The sequence below is a fragment of the Flavobacterium sp. S87F.05.LMB.W.Kidney.N genome (assembly GCF_004366435.1).
GTDB lineage: Bacteria > Bacteroidota > Bacteroidia > Flavobacteriales > Flavobacteriaceae > Flavobacterium.
Genome location: NZ_SODX01000004.1, coordinates 1 through 19,036, shown reverse-complemented (window position 1 = coordinate 19,036; position 19,036 = coordinate 1). Strand labels below are relative to the sequence as shown.

15 protein-coding genes and 1 tRNA gene are annotated in these 19,036 nt (G+C 32.2%); 6 read left to right on the top strand and 10 right to left on the bottom strand.

Annotated elements, in window-relative coordinates; translation table 11 throughout:
• Position 1: 1 nt before the first annotated feature.
• The gene (gene porQ / locus EDB96_RS12605) at positions 2 to 1,021 is read right to left on the bottom strand and encodes a type IX secretion system protein PorQ (RefSeq protein WP_134141168.1); all 1,020 of its coding nucleotides are present in this window, start codon (positions 1,019 to 1,021) and stop codon (positions 2 to 4) included.
• Positions 1,022 to 1,298: 277 nt separating this feature from the next.
• Positions 1,299 to 3,752 carry an endopeptidase La gene (lon, locus tag EDB96_RS12600; protein WP_134141167.1) on the bottom strand — a complete coding sequence of 818 codons (2,454 nt, stop codon included), beginning with the start codon at positions 3,750 to 3,752 and terminating at the stop codon, positions 1,299 to 1,301.
• 264 nt (positions 3,753 to 4,016) lie between these two features.
• Here lon and EDB96_RS12595 point away from each other — a divergent pair, with 264 nt between their 5' ends.
• Genes EDB96_RS12595 through EDB96_RS12580 form a run of 4 tightly spaced genes read left to right on the top strand, consistent with a single transcriptional unit; the run spans position 4,017 to position 6,911 of the window.
• Positions 4,017 to 4,571 (top strand): RNA polymerase sigma factor, encoded by a 555-nt coding sequence (locus EDB96_RS12595; RefSeq protein WP_134141166.1) that lies wholly within the window; start codon positions 4,017 to 4,019, stop codon positions 4,569 to 4,571.
• 13 nt (positions 4,572 to 4,584) lie between these two features.
• The gene (locus EDB96_RS12590) at positions 4,585 to 5,118 is read left to right on the top strand and encodes an anti-sigma factor (RefSeq protein WP_134141165.1); all 534 of its coding nucleotides are present in this window, start codon (positions 4,585 to 4,587) and stop codon (positions 5,116 to 5,118) included.
• Positions 5,102 to 6,160 carry a hypothetical protein gene (locus EDB96_RS12585; protein WP_134141163.1) on the top strand — a complete coding sequence of 353 codons (1,059 nt, stop codon included), beginning with the start codon at positions 5,102 to 5,104 and terminating at the stop codon, positions 6,158 to 6,160. The genes EDB96_RS12590 and EDB96_RS12585 overlap by 17 nt, the downstream gene beginning before the upstream one ends.
• A gap of 19 nt (positions 6,161 to 6,179) precedes the next feature.
• Positions 6,180 to 6,911, top strand: coding sequence for a head GIN domain-containing protein (locus tag EDB96_RS12580; RefSeq protein ID WP_134141162.1), 732 nt, complete (start codon positions 6,180 to 6,182; stop codon positions 6,909 to 6,911).
• A gap of 86 nt (positions 6,912 to 6,997) precedes the next feature.
• On the opposite strand, the gene EDB96_RS12575 is transcribed toward EDB96_RS12580, so the two are convergent.
• From EDB96_RS12575 to EDB96_RS12550, 6 genes are all read right to left on the bottom strand, one after another.
• Positions 6,998 to 8,323: an MFS transporter gene (locus EDB96_RS12575; protein WP_134141161.1), complete on the bottom strand. Its 1,326-nt coding sequence runs from the start codon at positions 8,321 to 8,323 to the stop codon at positions 6,998 to 7,000.
• A gap of 161 nt (positions 8,324 to 8,484) precedes the next feature.
• Entirely contained in the window at positions 8,485 to 9,294 is an 810-nt protein-coding gene (locus tag EDB96_RS12570; protein ID WP_134141160.1) for a M48 family metallopeptidase, read from the bottom strand.
• Positions 9,295 to 9,378: 84 nt separating this feature from the next.
• The gene (locus EDB96_RS12565) at positions 9,379 to 11,778 is read right to left on the bottom strand and encodes a glycoside hydrolase family 31 protein (protein WP_134141158.1); all 2,400 of its coding nucleotides are present in this window, start codon (positions 11,776 to 11,778) and stop codon (positions 9,379 to 9,381) included.
• Between the two features lie 205 nt (positions 11,779 to 11,983).
• A complete protein-coding gene (gene glgB / locus EDB96_RS12560; RefSeq protein WP_134141157.1) occupies positions 11,984 to 13,888 on the bottom strand; it encodes a 1,4-alpha-glucan branching protein GlgB in 1,905 nt (634 codons plus the stop codon).
• A 63-nt stretch (positions 13,889 to 13,951) separates the two neighbouring features.
• Positions 13,952 to 15,232, bottom strand: a complete 1,281-nt coding sequence (locus EDB96_RS12555) for a glucose-1-phosphate adenylyltransferase (protein WP_134141156.1) — start codon at positions 15,230 to 15,232, stop codon at positions 13,952 to 13,954.
• On the bottom strand, positions 15,222 to 16,649 hold the full coding sequence (locus tag EDB96_RS12550; RefSeq protein WP_134141155.1) for a glycogen synthase: 1,428 nt from the start codon (positions 16,647 to 16,649) through the stop codon (positions 15,222 to 15,224). Before EDB96_RS12550 ends, EDB96_RS12555 begins: the two co-directional genes overlap by 11 nt.
• A gap of 114 nt (positions 16,650 to 16,763) precedes the next feature.
• On the opposite strand from EDB96_RS12550, the gene EDB96_RS12545 reads away from it, so the two are divergent.
• Positions 16,764 to 17,630, top strand: coding sequence for an alpha/beta hydrolase (locus EDB96_RS12545; protein WP_134141153.1), 867 nt, complete (start codon positions 16,764 to 16,766; stop codon positions 17,628 to 17,630).
• 48 nt (positions 17,631 to 17,678) lie between these two features.
• Positions 17,679 to 18,329, top strand: coding sequence for an endonuclease III domain-containing protein (locus EDB96_RS12540; RefSeq protein WP_134141152.1), 651 nt, complete (start codon positions 17,679 to 17,681; stop codon positions 18,327 to 18,329).
• On the opposite strand, the gene EDB96_RS12535 is transcribed toward EDB96_RS12540, so the two are convergent.
• Entirely contained in the window at positions 18,330 to 18,764 is a 435-nt protein-coding gene (locus tag EDB96_RS12535; protein WP_134141151.1) for a nuclear transport factor 2 family protein, read from the bottom strand.
• Positions 18,765 to 18,946: 182 nt separating this feature from the next.
• A tRNA-Leu gene (locus EDB96_RS12530) sits at positions 18,947 to 19,032 on the bottom strand.
• Between the last annotated feature and the right edge of the window lie 4 nt (positions 19,033 to 19,036).

The following is a 19,036-nucleotide window of genomic DNA, read 5'->3' as shown; positions in this document are numbered from 1 at the left end:
ACTACTGAAAATTTAAAATTAGACCAAAAAGACTTGTGTTAGCTGCCAATGTATATCTAGAATACGAATAATTAAATTTTAACTTGTTTATTTTTAAACCAAAACCTAAGGAAACTCCTGAAAAATTGCGTTGTTCATCTACTCTCAACTCCTCTCCTCTTCTGAAATTATATCCTAAACGTAAATTAAATGCTCTTTTCGGAAAAAGCTCTACACCAAATGTTATGTGCCTTAAAGCATTATTAAAAAACGAAACTTTTTCCTCACTTGTTGATCCGTCAATGTTGGTTTCTCCCCTGTTAGGATTTGAAAAAGAAATATTCCACTGCTGTAAATTCTCTAAAGTAAGATGCCAGCGAATGGGCACGTGTTCTAATTCTTGTGAAACTCCTGCAACGATTTCAAAAGGCAGATTTTCTTTTATTCCTGAATATGTGGTAAACTGCGTTCCCAGGTTGCGAAATACCAAGGCAAAATTCAGATCATTTTTTTCGTCTAAATATAAAAGCCCCAAATCAATCGCACCACCTATAGAATTATAACTTTCCAGAGAAGAAGTTATTAGTTTCGCATTTGTACCAACATAAAAATTAGTGTAAGGTACGTTGTACGAATATCCCACGGTAAGCGCTCCTTCACTTCCTGTAAAATTTGATGTTGCCTGACCATTCTCATCATAACCTTCAAATGATCCGTAGTTTACATAACTCACGCCAGCATAAAAAGTCTGCAAATGCCTGTCATAAGTATAAGCATATGAAGCAGTGCCGTAAGAGGCTTCTCCATAATAACTTCCGTAATTCATTGCTAGGTGATTGTCCATATCAGCGTTTATAAGTGCAGGATTAGACATGGCTTGATTAACATCTTCATCATATATGGTAATAATATCTCCTCCTAACGCTGCCTGCCTTGGTGAAGTAGTTAAGTTTAAAAACTGATAAGTGTAACGCCCTCCAACTTGTCCGAACGAAGCCGAGCAAATCAATAATATCAGAAATAAAACGATCTGTTTTAACATGTTTTTGGAACGTTCCTATATGGGAATAACGTAAATACAAAGATAAAATTATATAACTTAAAAAATAATTTTTATAAGTATCTGTTTTTCAATAATTATAGCATAATTTCAACTTCAAACGGTTGAAAAAATTATAAAAAAAACACAGATTCCAATTAAAAAGAATTTCAAAATTCAATTAAAAGAACTTTCATTGAATTGAATAAAAAAAATCCAAATTCCAATCTTTAAGTAAAGTTGGAATTTGGATTTTAATATATTGAAATTTAATTGACTTTTATTTTAAGGTCTTAGCATTTTTCACATTTTGATCTGTCAAAGCTAAAGATAATACTTCACTCATTTCTTTTACATAATGAAAAGTAAGTCCTTCTAAATATTCTGCTTTTATTTCGTCAATATCACTTTTATTTTCGTGACACAGAATAATCTCTTTAATACCCGCTCTTTTTGCAGCTAAGATTTTTTCTTTAATTCCGCCAACAGGCAAAACTTTCCCTCGTAAAGTAATTTCTCCTGTCATGGCAAGGCTTTTCTTTACCTTCTTTTGCGTTAATAAAGAGACCAAAGAAGTTAACATTGCAATACCAGCACTAGGTCCGTCTTTTGGTGTCGCTCCTTCTGGAACGTGTAAGTGAATATTGTATTTTTGAAACAACTCGCTTGCTAAACCAAGTTTCTTTGCATTTGCCTTAATATATTCTAAAGCAATAGTTGCAGATTCTTTCATTACATTTCCTAAATTTCCTGTAATGGTCAAAGCCCCTTTTCCTTCAGAAATCAATGATTCTATAAATAAAATATCACCGCCTACACTTGTCCAAGCTAAACCTGTAACTACTCCTGCAACGTCATTATTTTCATATTTATCACGCTCTAATCTAGGTACTCCTAAAATAGAAATAATATCTTCGTCAGTAACTTTTTTGTTGTACTCCTCTTCCATTGCTACAGATTTTGCAGCATTTCTAATAACTTGGGCAATCTTAGTTTCTAAATTACGAACACCAGATTCTCTTGTATATCCTTCAACAATTTTTTCTAATTGTTTTTTACCGATAGTTAAATCTTTTGCCGTTAAACCGTGTGCTTCTAATTGCTTTGGAAAAAGATGTCTTTTTGCTATTTCTACTTTTTCTTCAATAGTATAACCAGACATTTTTATAACTTCCATCCTGTCACGCAATGCTGGCTGAATCGCTGCCATATTGTTTGATGTCGCGATGAACATTACTTTCGATAAATCATAACCCATTTCTAGGAAATTATCATAAAAAGCACTGTTTTGCTCGGGATCAAGTACTTCTAATAAAGCAGAAGAAGGATCGCCGCTGTTGCCGCTTGATAATTTATCAATTTCATCCAGAATAAAAACAGGATTAGAGGTTCCAGCTTTTTTCAAGCTTTGAATAATTCTTCCCGGCATTGCACCAATATAGGTTTTTCTGTGTCCGCGAATCTCTGCTTCATCACGCAAACCGCCTAATGAAATACGCACATATTCTCGTCCTAAAGCTTCTGCAACCGAACGACCAATTGAAGTTTTACCAACTCCTGGAGGCCCTGTTAAACATATAATTGGAGATTTCATGTCATTTCGCAATTTTAAAACTGCCAAATGTTCAATCATTCTTTTCTTAACTTCTTCCAATCCAAAATGATCTTTATCTAAAACTTTTTGGGCAAATTTCAGATCAAATTTATCCTTAGAATATTCGCCCCAAGGCAGTTCTAGAAATAATTCTAGATAATTTCTTTGGATTCCAAAATCTGGAGACTGCGGATTCATGCGACGCATTTTTGACAATTCTTTTTCGAAATGTTTCTGCGTTTTTTCGTCCCACTTTTTGGTTTTCGCTTTCAGCCCCATTTCATCCATTTCTTCTTCCTGCGAAACGCCTCCCAATTCTTCTTGAATGGTTTTCATTTGCTGGTGAAGGAAATATTCTCTTTGCTGCTGATCTAAATCAAAACGAACTTTTGACTGAATGTCATTCTTCAATTCTAATTTTTGAAGTTCAACATTCATATAACGTAATGTTTCTAAAGCACGTTCTTTCAATCCATTTATCGATAAAAGACCTTGTTTTTCTTTTACAGATAAGTTCATATTAGAAGAAACAAAATTGATTAAAAACGACTGGCTTTCAATGTTTTTAATAGCAAAAGTAGCTTCAGAAGGAATATTTGGACTTTCCTTTATAATTTGAATTGCTAATTCTTTTACAGAATCTAAAATGGCTGTAAACTCAGAATCATTTTCTTCAGGACGTTCTTCAGCAACTTCTTTTATTGTTGCTGTCATGTACGGTTCTTCTAAAACAACTTCGTCAATTTCGAAACGTTTTTTACCTTGAAGAATAACGGTTACGTTTCCGTCAGGCATTTTTAAAACACGTAAAATACGCGCTACAGTTCCTATTTTGTGAATATCGTCTTTTGACGGATCCTCGTCTTCTTCATTAATTTGAGATACAACTCCAATGATTTTTCCGCCCGCATTGGCATCATTAATCAATTTAATAGATTTATCTCTTCCCGCAGAAATCGGAATTACAACTCCTGGAAACAAAACTGTATTTCGTAAAGGTAAAATTGGCAGAGAAACAGGCAGTTCCTCATTGTTCATTTCCTCTTCGTCCTCTGGAGTTAATAATGGAATTAATTCTGCTTCTGAATCGAATTCCTGAAGTGACAGATTGTCAATAGTAAGTATTTTATGATTTGACATAATAATATATAAGTCGTTTTGTCATTAAAAGTTTAAAACTATCTGTAAATCGTTCCTTAAATAGTATTGTTTTTGATAAGGGCTTAGTTTACAAGACAGGCCATAAAAATAGACAATCATTATGCCAAATGCAAAATAAGTCAGTCTTAAAATCAGATTTTGATTTATAACTTTCTGCTGATTGAAAAAAAATAAAATTAATTTTATCAAAAGTGTAACAAACCAAAAAAAGTACAGTCCCTATTAAAAACCAAAAGCCACGACTTGAGTCAAAACAACCAAAATATCGAGGAATTAATTGCGCTTTGTAAAAGCAATAATCAGAAAGCGCAGTTTGAAATTTACAACCGCTATTGCAAGGCGATGTATAATGTTGCTTACCGCATTGTAAAAGACGAACATTTTGCACAAGACGTCATGCAGGAAGGTTTTTTAAAGGCTTTTACAAAAATTAACGACTACAAACAAGAAGTGGCTTTTGGTGCGTGGTTAAAAAGAATAATCATTAATTATAGTATCGATTTTTATAAAAAAAATAATGCTTTTCAAGTAGAAGATATAAGCAAACAATTATACAAAGTCGAAGAAAATGATGGAATAATTTCTGAAAATATTGACTTAGAAAATCTTAAAGTAAAACAGGTTCTAAATACTATCCTGCAGCTAAAGGATAATTACAGAATGGTTTTAACATTGTTTTACATTGAAGGCTACGATCAGGAGGAAATCTGCGAAATTTTGAATATTACCTATGCAAACTGCAGAACGACCTTGAGCAGAGCCAAAGATAGTCTAAGGAAAAAATTGGAAGAAATATAAAATGAATTGGAATATGAAAAATGAAAAAGACAGTTTAGACAAATTATTCAGCAGATTGGAAAACCAATGGGATGTTCAGGAACTAAACTCCGATCATCAAGTTGATTTTATGCAAAAATTAAATAAAAAAGAACCGAAGAAAAAATACTGGTTTATAACAGCTATTGCCGCTTCGATTGTATTAATGCTCGGAATTTCTATTTTTTATAAAAATGAAAAACCAAAAGAATTCAAATTTGCCTCCAAAGAAACTAAACGAACCGATTCTATTTTCAATATTCTGATCGATAATGAACTGGTTAAATTAAAAGAAAAGAGTTCGCCAGAAAATGAGCAGATTATAAATGATGCATTAAAACAAATGAAAACCTTTGATGCTGATTATCAAAAAATCATTAACGAACTGCAAAAAAATGGCGAAAACAAACAGATTATTTATGCAATGATTAGTAATCTCCAAACCAGAATTTCTTTTTTGCAAACCGTTTTAAAAAGAATTGAAGACAACGAAAAATTTAAAAACACCTCTAATGAAAAAACACTATAACGTATTAATCTTATTTATTTTGATTCCTTTTTTAGGATTTTCAAATGATGACACTTTTATTACTAAACAAAAAAACATTAAAAAAACATACATCGTCAATTCAAACGCTGGAATTGATATTGATAATAAATACGGAAATATTACCGTCTCAACATGGAATGAAGACAAAATAGATCTTGATATCACGATCAAAGTGAATGGACCAAATGAAAACTGGGTTAACGAACGTTTAAACAGTATTGATGTAGAAATTTCTGCTCTTAAAAGTTTGGTTTCAGCTATAACTAATCTTGGAAATTCTTCTCTTAAAAGTAAAGGAAGCAATAATAGTTTTGAGATCAATTACGTAATTAAAATTCCTAAAAATGGTTCTCTCAAATTGGTAAACAAATATGGTAATATTTCTGCTTTGAGCTTAGAAGCAAATACTGATATTAATTGTAAATACGGCAAAGTTACCTTAGGTAAGCTAAATGGATCCAATAATCAAATTGAAATTGCATACTGTCAAAATTCAAGTATAGATTATATCAAAACAGGATCTATTAACGCCAGATATTCTGGTCTAAAAATTAATGATTCTGGTAATTTAAATCTAAATGCAAATTATACCGATGTTAATCTTAACGAGGCTCAAAATATAAAATACCAATGCAATTATGGTACATTTAAGTTCCAAAAAATCAATTCGTTAAATGGTTCAGGAAATTATTTAACGCTTATTATTGGAGAGGTTTCAAGCAACTTTAGTTTTGATACAAACTACAGCAAAATCAATATTGGAACTCTGAATGAAAAAGCTGGAAATGTAAACATAAATTCTGGATACACAGATATTGCTATTGGCTACGCACCTAATTATGCATTTGATTTTGATGTTTCTGCCCGATATTCAAACATCAAACATGATAATTCTTTAGATATTTCAGTTTCAGAAACAAAAAGCAACAGCAAAAGAATAAGCGGTTTCTACAGAAAAAAAGGACAAAATAAGATTAATATTAATTCAAACTATGGGAACATTTCATTAATAAAAAATTAATCATCTAAAAATCAAAACAATGAAAAAATCAATTTTACTTTTACTTTTAGCAGTTTTTCTAGTGAACGGCAGTGCTAAAGCACAATGGTCTAATAATAAAGTAAATGGAAACGGTAAGATCGTGACCCAAACAAGAACAACTGGCGATTATGACGGAATCAAAATTGCGGGCTCTTTTGATGTTGATTTAGTTGCCGGAAAAGAAGGGAAAATTACAATTAAAGGAGAAGAAAATCTACTCGCCGTAATTAAGGTTGAAGTTGAAGAAAATGAGTTAAAAATTTATGTTGAAAAAGGAACTCAAATTCGCACAAGTATAGGGAAGAAAATTGAAGTTATAGTTCCTTTTGAGAAAATTTCTGCTGTTACTTTATCTGGTTCAGGAGATATTAGAACAAAAAATAAAATTACAAGCGATAACTTATCTACCAAATTATCAGGATCTGGAAATTTTAATTTAGAAATTGACGCAAAAAATCTTGATTTAGCCTTAAGCGGTTCTGGTGACGTGGTTTTAAAAGGCAGAGCTGATTCTTTTACCAGCAAAATATCTGGCTCGGGAAATGTAAATGCCTCTAATTTAAAATCTAAAAATGTAGAAGCTAATGTTTCTGGATCTGGAAACAGCACTGTAAACTGCGAATCAAGCCTAACTGGAAAAGTTTCAGGTTCAGGAAATATTAAATATTTAGGAAATCCTGAGAAAAGAGATGTAAAAGTTTCGGGTTCAGGAAGTATTTCAAAAGGTTAATTATTAAAAAATATCACGAATTACAAAAACTATCATCAATCAATAATTACTGCAATTCGTGATATAATATTATTAAAGACGTTTCATTAATTTGAAACGTCTTTTTTATGTACTCTTCTTAAAAGAAATATGGCTGTAACGAAAAAGATTGCTAAAATTACAATCGCCGCACGCGGACTTCCTGTAATTTGATCTATAATTCCGTAAACACACATTCCTATTACAATTCCGATCTTCTCAGCAACATCATAAAAGCTAAAAAACGAAGCGGTATCTTCTGTTTCTGGTAATAATTTGGAATACGTTGATCGGGACAGCGCTTGGATTCCTCCCATTACAAAACCTGCAACTGTTGCCATAACATAAAAATGTATTGGTAATATTATAAAAAAGGCAAGCGCACAAAATACGGCCCAAATGATATTAATCACAATTAAAGTTGGAATATTTCCAAACTTGGCAGAAGCTCTTGAAGTTAAAACAGCACCAACAACGGCTACCAACTGAATTATTAAAATACAAATGATAAGTCCAATAGTGCTTTCTTCTTTAGATGACCATTGAATTTCCTGCGCTCCAAAATAAGTAGCTACAAGCATAACAGTTTGTACAGCCATACTCGAAACAAAGAAACCTCCTAAATAACGTTTTAAAGGAATGTTTTCCTGTAATAATGCCCAAACTTTCTTTAATTCTTTAAATCCGTTAAACACTACAGATCTAGTTAATTTTTGCCCTGTATCTTTACTTCCTTTTGGCAAATAATAATAGGTATATTGACTGAATAAAATCCACCAAACTCCTACCATTATAAACGAATAGCGCATTGCTTTCATTGCAGCTTCTCCATCTGTACCGGTAATTCCGAATAACTTTGGTTTCATAATCATCGCTAAATTAACAATCAGCAAAATGACACTTCCTACGTATCCTAATGAATATCCTTTGGCGCTAATTCTGTCCTGCTGTTCTTCAAAAGCAATATCTGGAAGATAAGAATTATAAAAAACTAAACTTCCCCAGTATCCTAATAATCCTAGGAAATAAAATAATAATCCAATGTAAATATTGTCCAGATCAAACCAATACAATCCCATACAAGATAATGCTCCTAAATAGCAGAAAAACTTCATAAAGGATTTTTTATTTCCCACATAATCTGCAATCCCAGATAGTAATGGGGAAATAAACGAAACAACCAAAAATGCTGCAGCAGTAATAAAACTTATTAAAGCTGAGTTCTTTAAATGAAGTCCAAAAACATCTATGTAATGATCTCTGTCACTAAATAATGCTTCGTAAAAAATTGGAAATACTGCAGATGCAATAGTCAATGTATAAACCGAATTGGCCCAATCATAAAATGCCCAGGCGTTTAACAGCTTCTTATCTCCTTTTTGTAGGTTTTTCATATATATGGTTTTGATAACAGCCTACGAATTTATCCAATTTTTATTATAATCAAATATTAATTATTCAATTCGTGCATTATTAAATTATCAACTGTACTAAAAACAAAAAAGCTATTCAAAAAATGAATAGCTTTTAAAATTATATCCTTAAGAATATAAACTTATTTTATAGTTCCAACTTTAAGCGCAATAGCTTTAGCTTCTGGAATTAAAGATTTTATATTTGCAATCCTTGTAGCATCAGAAGGGTGCGTACTCATAAATTCTGGTGTTCCAGCTCCTCCAGATTTTGAAGACATTCTAGTCCAGAATGCAATAGCATCATCTGGGTTATAACCTGCAATTGCCATAAGAGTCAGACCAATTTTATCGGCTTCGCTCTCGTTACTTCTGCTAAATGGCAACATAACTCCCACTTCAGAACCAAGTCCGTAAGCCTGCGAAAATATTTGTCTTGTAGACTCAGATTTACCACTTGTGGCTGCATCTAATGCTACGCCTCCAATTTGCTGTAACTGTGCCGCAGACATTCTTTGTGCTCCGTGATTAGCAAGTGCATGTGAAACTTCGTGTCCCATTACTGTTGCTAAACCAGCTTCATTTTGAGTTATGGGTAAAATACCAGAATAAACAACGATTTTTCCACCTGGCATGCACCATGCGTTAACCTCTTTGTTGTCTACTAATTTGTATTCCCAACGGTAGTCTTTTAAATACTGAGATTGTCCCAAATACGTTAAATATTTTTCTGCTGCAAGCTTAATTTTATAGCCGACAGTTTCAACAAGTTTTGCATCTGCAGTTCCAGTGATCACTTTATTTTCAGATAAAAACTGACTATATTGCTGAAATGAAGATGGAAATAACTCACTATTAGAAACAAAATTCAAATTTTGCTTACCTGTGATTGGATTTGTTGCACAAGCCATTGCAAGTGCACCAAAAATTCCTAAAAAGAAATATTTTTTCATAATTCTAGCTAATTTTCTTCCAAAAATACAATTAAAAAAAATATTTTATTTTATACAATTAAGTGAAAAAATATCAGAATTTAACTATTCACCTACGATGTGTAATTCATTAAACTCTTTTTCAACAATTAAGAAATTATTTTGTTCGAAATTAATTTTATCAAATTCAATTTTTTCATTGTCTATTTCTATTTCAGAAACTTTAAACGGCAAACCGATTAAATTAATTTTGTATTTGTTATAAGGAGTATCGTATTTACCTTCTTTATGAAGCTGAATAATTAGTTCTTTTTCTTTTCCTATAGATCTAAAAGATAAAAAGCTGTAACGTCCCTTTTTATAATCGTAACCATCTTGTGCATCTTCATATACAACAGATTTTTCTTTTCCGTTTTTAAAGTAAACATCAAGCGTCAATTCATCAAATTCTAATTCTCCCACATACTGCTGTACTGGATATTTTGGGATAATGGCTCCTGCTTTTACAAAAACTGGAATTTCATCAAATTTAGTGTCAATCCAGATCTCTCTTCCTCCAATGAAAAGTTCATTTGTCCAGTAGTTATACCACTCACCTCTTGGAATATACATACGACGACCTACAGCATTAGGTTCAAGGATTGGACAGACTAAAATTTGATTTCCAAAGATAAATTCATCATTACGATAATGTGTTTGTGTATCGTCTTGATCGTAGTAAACCAAAGGTTTCAGCATTGGAAGTCCTTCTTCAATATACTGCCAGAACATGGTGTATAAATAAGGTAATAATTGATAACGAAGACTTACAAATTTTCTGGTAATATTAATCACTTCTTCATCAAAAGCCCAAGGCTCCTGATTTCCATGATCTCCAGAAGAGTGCGTTCTGCAAAACGGATGAAAAACGCCTAGCTGAATCCATCGCGCATATAATTCGCCCGTTGGCTGTTCTGCAAATCCTCCAATATCTGACCCTGTGAATCCCATTCCTGAAATTGACATTCTTTGCACTTGAATGTTAGCAATCCATAGATGTTCCCAAGTTGCCACGTTATCTCCTGTCCAAGAAGAAGTATAGCGCTGAGCACCAGAATATGCAGATCTTGTAATAACAAAAGGACGTTTTGGATATGTAAATCGTTTCACTCCATGATAGGTTGCCCTTGCCATCTGCGTTCCATAAATATTATGGGCCTTTCTATGGCTGCACGGATTTCCATCATAAAAATGACGAACATCCATTGGAAAAGTCTTATTTGGAACCTCCATCACTGCAGGTTCATTCATATCATTCCAAACTCCTTTCACTCCTATTTCTGAAACTAATTCTTTAAATAATCCAGCCCACCATTCTCTAACTGCGGGATTAGTGTAATCTGGAAAATTACATTCACCAGGCCAAACTTTTCCTTTCATATATGGTCCATCGGCTCTTTTACAGAAATAATCTTTTTCTAAAGCTTCTTGATACACCCAATAATCTTTATCGATTTTGATTCCGGGATCTATTATAACAACCGTTTTAAAACCATCTTCTGCTAATTCAGCAACCATTTTTTTCGGATCTGGAAAATAGTTTTTATTCCAAGTAAAACAGCGAAATCCTTCCATATAATCAATATCTAGATAAATGGCATCACAAGGAATTTGAAGTTCCCTAAATTTTGAAGTAATTTCTTTTACCTTACTTTCGGGATAATAACTCCATTTACATTGATGATATCCCAAAACCCATAAAGGAGGTAATTCTGGCTTACCGGTCAGGTCGGTATAAGTTGTCACAACATCCTGCATTTGCGGACCATAAAAGAAATAATAATTCATTTCTCCACCCTCGGCCCAGAAACTCGTAACGTTTCTTCTTTCTTGACAAAAATCAAAAAAAGTTCTAAAAGTATTGTCAAAGAAAATACCATAAGATTGTTTGTTATGAAGTCCTATATAAAATGGAACTACCTTATATAAAGGCTCTTGATCTTTTTGATAAGCATATTGGTCTGTGGCAAAATTTTCGACTCTTTTGCCTTTAAGGTTCATTTGAGTTGCCTTATCGCCAAGGCCATAATAACATTCGCCATCTTTAGAAAACTTACTCATTTTTACGATATTTCCACCGTATTCGTAGCTTTCTTCCCAATGAAAACCAAGTTCATCTTCAAGAATCAAAAAGTCATTTAGGTCGTAAATAGCTAGACGAAGATCAGCTTTCTGAATTTTACATTTTACTTTGCTGGTTCTAATCTGAAAGAAAGTTTCTTCCTCCGTAAGTTCCAAGAAATTGTAACCATGAAGTTGTGTTTTATCAATCGCATATGAAAAGTCATTACTAAAATAACCTTTTGTAGTGAAGCGAAATCGAATCAAACTGTCTCTAAGAATAGTGACTTTTAAAATAACTTTATTATCCGTATTGAAAAAAATCGAATCTCCTTCCTGCTCGTACGAAACAATTTTTGATGGATATAAATCGCCTTTGTATTCTAATGATGTGTTTGTAATCATATCGCTAATGAATTAATTATAAAACGCTAATCTCTATTTCAAACATACAAAAAAAGTTAGTAAAGCCCTATGAATAAAAGGTTTATTCACGAAAACGTTTTTTCTGATCGAGAATTAAATTACTGCTCAAAAAATCGAAAAATCGATAATTTAAGAACAATAAAATGACAAAACAGCACTTATGGAAATGAATGTCAGATTTTTTTTAAACGAAAGAATACACGGTTACACTTAAAGGTGGTAAAATTAATTCAACTGAAAAATCCCTTCCATCATAAGATATTGAATCAATTTTTAATGTTTTTCCATTTCCAACACCGCCACCGCCATAAATCAATGCATCGCTATTAAAAATTTCTTGTAATTTACCTTTCTTCGGAATTCCTATTCTGTAATTTTCTCTTATTACTTCTGTAAAATTACAGACTACAATTACATTTTCATCTGGATTATTCCCTTTTCGGATATACGATAGAACCGCATTTTGATGATCGGAATAATTAATCCATTCAAAACCATCTCCTGTAAATTGCTTTTCATACAATGCAGGATGTGATTTATAAAGCTGATTTAAATCTGTAATTAATCTTTTTATTCCAGAATGAAAATCATACTGCAGCAAATGCCAGTCTAAACTTTGTTCAAAATTCCATTCGCTTGTCTGGCCAAATTCAGCTCCCATAAACAATAATTTAGTTCCTGGATGAGTGAACATATAACCGTACAATAATCTCAAATTGGCAAATCGCTGCCATTCATCGCCCGACATTTTATAATTAAGCGATTTTTTCCCATACACTACTTCGTCATGAGAAAAAGGAAGCATGAAATTTTCGGTAAACGCATAGGTCATCGAGAAAGTCAGATCATTTTGATGATATTTTCGATAAACAGTTTCTTTTTGAAAATATTTTAAGGTATCATGCATCCAGCCCATCATCCACTTCATTCCAAAACCCAATCCGCCTGTAAATGTTGGCCTTGAAACCATCGGAAACGAAGTACTTTCTTCTGCAATGGTCTGTACTCCATGAAAATTAGCATAGATTACTTCGTTAAATTCTTTAAGAAAGCTTATGCTGTCTAAATTTTCTCTTCCTCCAAAAGTATTAGCTTCCCACTCGCCTTCTTTTCTAGAATAATCAAGATATAACATAGATGCTACAGCATCAACTCTTAATCCGTCAACATGATAATTCTGAAGCCAAAAAACAGCGTTACTGATTAAAAAGGCGCGGACTTCATTTCTTCCATAATTAAAAACCAGACTTTTCCAATCAGGATGATATCCCTTTCTTCTATCTGGATGTTCATATAAATGCGATCCGTCAAAATAACCTAAACCGTGCGCATCATCTGGAAAATGCGATGGAACCCAGTCTAAAATTACACCAATTCCTTCCTGATGCAATCTATCAACTAAAACCATAAAATCCTGAGGCTTCCCGAAACGTGAAGTTGGCGCAAAATATCCCGTTAGCTGATAACCCCACGAAGGGTCATAAGGATACTCCATTATCGGCATAAATTCTACATGCGTAAAACCGGTTTCTTTTACATATTTAACTAAATCATCTGCAAGTTCTAAATAACTTAAAAAACGATTATGCTCTGCTCTTTTCCAAGAACCTAAATGAACTTCGTAAACTGAGTACGGTTTGTCTAAAGCATTAAATTGCTGCCTATTCTGCATCCAGTTTTTATCTTTCCAGCTATAATCTAAATCCCAGACTACAGATGCAGTATGAGGTGGTTTTTCGCAATACAAAGCAAAAGGATCTGCTTTTTCGGTTACAATTCCTCCAATATTCGATTGGATTTTATATTTATAAAGGGCTCCTTTTGAAATATCAGGAATAAATCCTTCCCAAATTCCAGAGGAATCCCAGCGAACATTTAAATTATGTTCGCCTTGAGTCCAATAATTAAAATCACCTACAACTGAAACAGAATGTGCTGTAGGTGCCCAAACGGCAAAGTAAACACCTTTAACTCCATTAACTTCAATTAAATGCGCTCCTAATTTTTCATATAATTTGAAGTGTTTACCAGCTTTGAATAAATCAATATCAAAATCTGTAAATAGAGAATGTGTGATTACTTTAGTCATATTTGTTTTTTAAGGTAACGATTGAAATTGCAATTTTGAGTTTAATTATTGGAATTCTAAATTTTATTCAATTCTAAAGTTGTCAGATAACGTAACCCCTTTTTTAATCACAACAATTCCGTCTTTTATACTGTATAATTCATTAGTAAAATTATCCAAATGTTTTCCGCCGTTAATGTGAACATTATTTCCTATTCGTACATTTTTATCGACTAACGCATTTTTAATAAAACAATTTTCACCAATACCTACATGAATTTTATTAATACCGCTTTCATAATTTAGTTCATCCAGATCTTGATAGAAATCGTTACCCATTACATAACAGTTCTCTAAAACGGTGCCTTCTCCAATTCTGGAACGGATACCAATAACAGAACTTTTTATTTCTTTGGCATTAATAATACAGCCTTCAGAAATTAAAGATTGGTTAATAATAGAATTTCTAAATTTTGAAGGCGGCAATAATCTTGGTCTGGTAAAAATTTTATTCTCATTGTCGAATAAATTGAACTCTGGTATATCTGCTGTTAAACCAATATTGGCTTCAAAAAACGATTCAATATTTCCAATATCTGTCCAATAGCCTTCGTATTGATAACTTAATATTTTATGTTTTCCAACGGCCTGCGGAATAATCTCTTTACCAAAATCTTTAGTTTCCTGATCCCCCATTAACTCCACTAACAATGATTTATTGAAAATATAAATCCCCATTGAAGCTAAGTATTTTTTACCTTTTTCCTGCATATGTTCACTCACTTCAGATTCCCATTCCGGTAACAATGAAGCGTGTGGTTTTTCTATAAAAGCATGAATATTGTTTTCATGATCGGTTTTAAGAATTCCAAATTCTGGTGCATCTTTAGCATTTACTGGTAAAGTGGCAATAGAAATTTCAGCATCGGCTGCAATATGTGCTTCAAGCATTTCATTAAAATCCATTTGATATAACTGGTCACCAGAAAGTATCAAAGCATGATCGAAATCGTGTTTTAAAAAATGTGACATACACTGTCTCACAGCATCTGCAGTTCCCTGAAACCAAGTTGGATTATCTGGAGTTTGTTCTGCCGCCAAAATATCTACAAAAGATTGACTGAAAATACTAAAATTAAAAGTGTTTTTAATATGTGCATTTAAAGATGCGGAGTTAAACTGTGTCAAAACAAATATTTTAAAAATATCAGAATTGATACAATTAGAAATTGGAATATCCACCAAACGATATTTTCCTCCAATCGGAACGGCTGGTTTTGATCTCGTTTCTGTTAATGGAAACAAACGTGATCCTTGTCCTCCTCCTAAAATAATAGCAACTACATTTTTCTTTTTAAATTTCATTTTTCTCAATTATTAGGTTGTATATCTCGATATAATCTTGGCAAACACTTTCCCAGGAATGGTCAGCTTCCATTCCTCTTTTTAAAACTTTATTGAAACTTATTTTATCATCGTATAATTTAACAGCTCGATTTATGGAATAACAAATATCTCCAACCGAAGCCTGATCATGGCAGATTCCATTGCCTTCATCACCAAAATCAATAACCGTATCTCTTAATCCTCCCGTTCTCCTAACAATCGGAATTGTTCCGTAGCGCATGGCATACATTTGGTTTAAACCGCAAGGCTCAACTCTCGAAGGCATTAAAATATAATCTGAACCTGCATAAATCAGATGAGCTAATTCTTCATTATAACCAATAAAAACATTGTAATTTCCTTTATAATCATTACGCAATTGTGTTAACTGCGATTCAATTTCTGAATTTCCTGAACCTAGAATTAGGATATTGATATTTTCAAAATTTTCAGATAATGCTAATGCAGAAGCCTGAGGCAATAAATCGCCTCCTTTTTCTTCAAACAAACGTCCTATAAAACTAAATAAAGGTTTTGACGGATCAAGCTCGAATTGTTCACACAATTTTTCCTTATTTTTTTGTTTGCCAATTTCAAAATTCTCTATCGAATAATTCTCCGCAATCATTTTATCTTTTAAAGGATTCCAGACTTCAATATCAATTCCGTTTAAAATTCCTTTTGATTTATTTCTAACAGAATTAAATAAATTTTCTAAACCGTTTGCTGCGTAATTAATTTCATTTAAATAACTCGGAGAAACTGTAGTAACAGCCTGAGCGCATTTTACTGCAACAGCTAGTGAGTTTATTGAATTGTTCCACTCTAAAAATCCAACGTGCTTCAAATCAAATTCTGGCAGATAGTGCAGTTTATCAAAACCAAACCATCCTTGATACAAACCATTATGAATGGTTATGACTGCTTTTAGATCTTTTAATTTTTCATATTTATAAGCAAATTGAGTTAAAAATGGAATTAACCCAGTATGGTGATCATGGCAGTTAATTACATCTGGAACTTCATTTCGAGCAATTATCCAATCTAAGGTCGCAATCTGAAAAGATAAAAACCGCTCTATATCGTCCTCATAACCATATACATTTGGACGATCGAATAATTCATTTATTTCTATAAGATATAGCTCATAACCTAATACATCTGTGCTTTCTTTAAGAACGCTAAAAGGAAAATTAAAACTTCCGAGTTTAACAGATCCCCAATGAACGCATTCGAATTGATTTTCTTTTTTAAATTTTGTGTCATAAGCAGGAACAACAACTCGTACATTATGGCCAGCATTAGTTTGATATTTAGGAAGCGCTCCAACCACATCGGCCAAACCACCAACTTTTGCCATTGGATAACATTCTGCACTAATATGAAATATTTCCATTTAGAAATTAATTTGCAATTATTATTTAAGAACAATCAGTAATATGTTACTTTTATGTTTTCTAAATTTAGCAAAAAATAAGCAAAGTTCCGCTTCCAAAAAAGTTTTATTGAAATGGCAAAAAAGGCAATCAATCCCACTAAATCATTAAAAATTCCTCAGATAATTATAATATCTGCCAAAATTTGCGCTTTTATTTCTAAAAAATTAGTTACAAAATTTGCTGCAAGAATATTTACAACACCAGTAAAACATAAAGTTCCAAAACGAGAATTTGAAATGGATCGTAAAAGCATTCAAAAAACAATTAATGTTCCTGCAATCGATAAGAGCGTTGTGACTTATGAATATGGCAAAAGTGAGCATAAAATATTATTAGTTCATGGCTGGTCTGGCCGCGGAACACAGTTATTCAAAATCGCAGATGAGCTTTTACAAAATGGCTATTCAACTATTAGTTTTGATGCTCCAGCACATGGAAAATCAGAAGGCAAAACCACAATAATGTCTGAATTTATAGCTTCTATTCTTGAAATTGAAAAGCAATTTGGTCCTTTTGAAATTGCAATTGGACATTCACTTGGCGGAATGTCTGTCTTAAATGCGATTAAAGACGGTCTAAAAGTAAATAAAGCTGTAATAATTGGAAGCGGCAATATTGTACAGGATATTTTAGATGAGTTTATTTTTAAATTAGGATTGAAAAAAGAAATTGGTGATAATTTAAGAGATTTATTTGAAGAAAAATATAAAGTCAAAATGGATGACTTTTCAGCATATCGAGCAGCTCAGAAAATAAAAATTCCAGTTTTAGTAATACATGATAATGATGATCCCGAAGTTCCGGTTAAAGCAGGAATTCACATTCATCAAAATCTTGAACAAGGAACCCTTTACCTAACAGACGGACTTGGTCACAGAAAAATATTAGGCAATCATAATGTGATTAAAAAAACTTTAGAATTCATTAAAATAAATTAACTTTATATAAGTAACTACTTCAATATCAATTTTTAAAAAATATCACGAATGGATTTATTTGGAGAAACATTAAATTGGGAAACTGAATTAAAACCCATTTTAAAGAAATATAAGAATAAGAAACATCCTTTAGAATACAAAAATACTTACCAGCTTTTAGTAATGGTTGTTTTATCTGCGCAAGATTCCGATGCTAATATCAATAATGTTGCTCCAGCTTTATTCGAAAAATTTCCAACATTAAATAGTTTATCAAAAACTGATTTAGAAACTTTCATACCTTATATAAGTAAAGTTCGAAACCACGGAACAAAAGCAAATTGGCTTTTGGAAATTGCGAAAACAATTAAAAACGATAAAGATATTCCATTAACAATGTCAGGCTTAACCGCTTTAAAAGGTGTTGGAAGAAAATCGGCCAATGTTATTTTAAGAGAAACTCACCAACCAGCAGAAGGCATTATTGCTGATTTACACGTAATCCGAGTTGCGCCCAGAATTGGAATTGTAAAAGAATCTAAAGACGGAAATAAAATAGAAAAAGATCTGATGAACGTTTTACCAAAAAATATCTGGTCAGAAATTGGAATGGCAATTTCATTTTTAGGAAGAGAAATATGCAGGCCAAAACCAAAATGCGAAGAATGTTTACTAACAGATATTTGTTTATATTATAATACTCAAGTACTTCATAATTAACTATTTTCTTCTGGTATCAATCAAATAAATGATTTTCCAAATATCTTTTTCTTTAAATAAAGTAAAAGTATTTACACCTCTGTGGCTTAATTTATCATTGATATAAAACTCATAAGGAGCCCAGACATGAGCCATGGTACCGTCAATTTGGATATTATAATTTAAAATTTTCTCTTGAAATTTCATATTCAAAGGAATAGAAGCGATAGATTTGTAAAATTCCTTAGTGCTTTCATCAGATAATTTATTTCCTTTTGAAGAACTTTCACTAATCGATTGTAGAATCATTTTATCTGCACAAACCGATTTTATCTTCATTGAATCTCTTTGATGAAAACCCTCAAAGAATACATCGATACTCTTTTGAACTTCTTGCTTTTGTGCATTTGAATAGATACAGAGAAAAAGAAAAAATAGAATAAAATAAGTCTTCATATAAAATAGATTAAATTAAACCTTTTATCGTGTAAAATGATGTTTTAAATATCTAACAAACATATTATTCCTCTTCAATAAAAAAGTAAAAATATAAAAAATATTCAGTTTGACTGAATTTATAATTTCGCTTTAAAGCAAAAAAAAAAACTTCAATTAGCAAAGCCAATTAAAGTTTTTAGTACTCAGAGCGGGACTTGAACCCGCACGAACATTGCTGTTCACTGGATTTTAAGTCCAGCGTGTCTACCAATTTCACCATCCGAGCATTA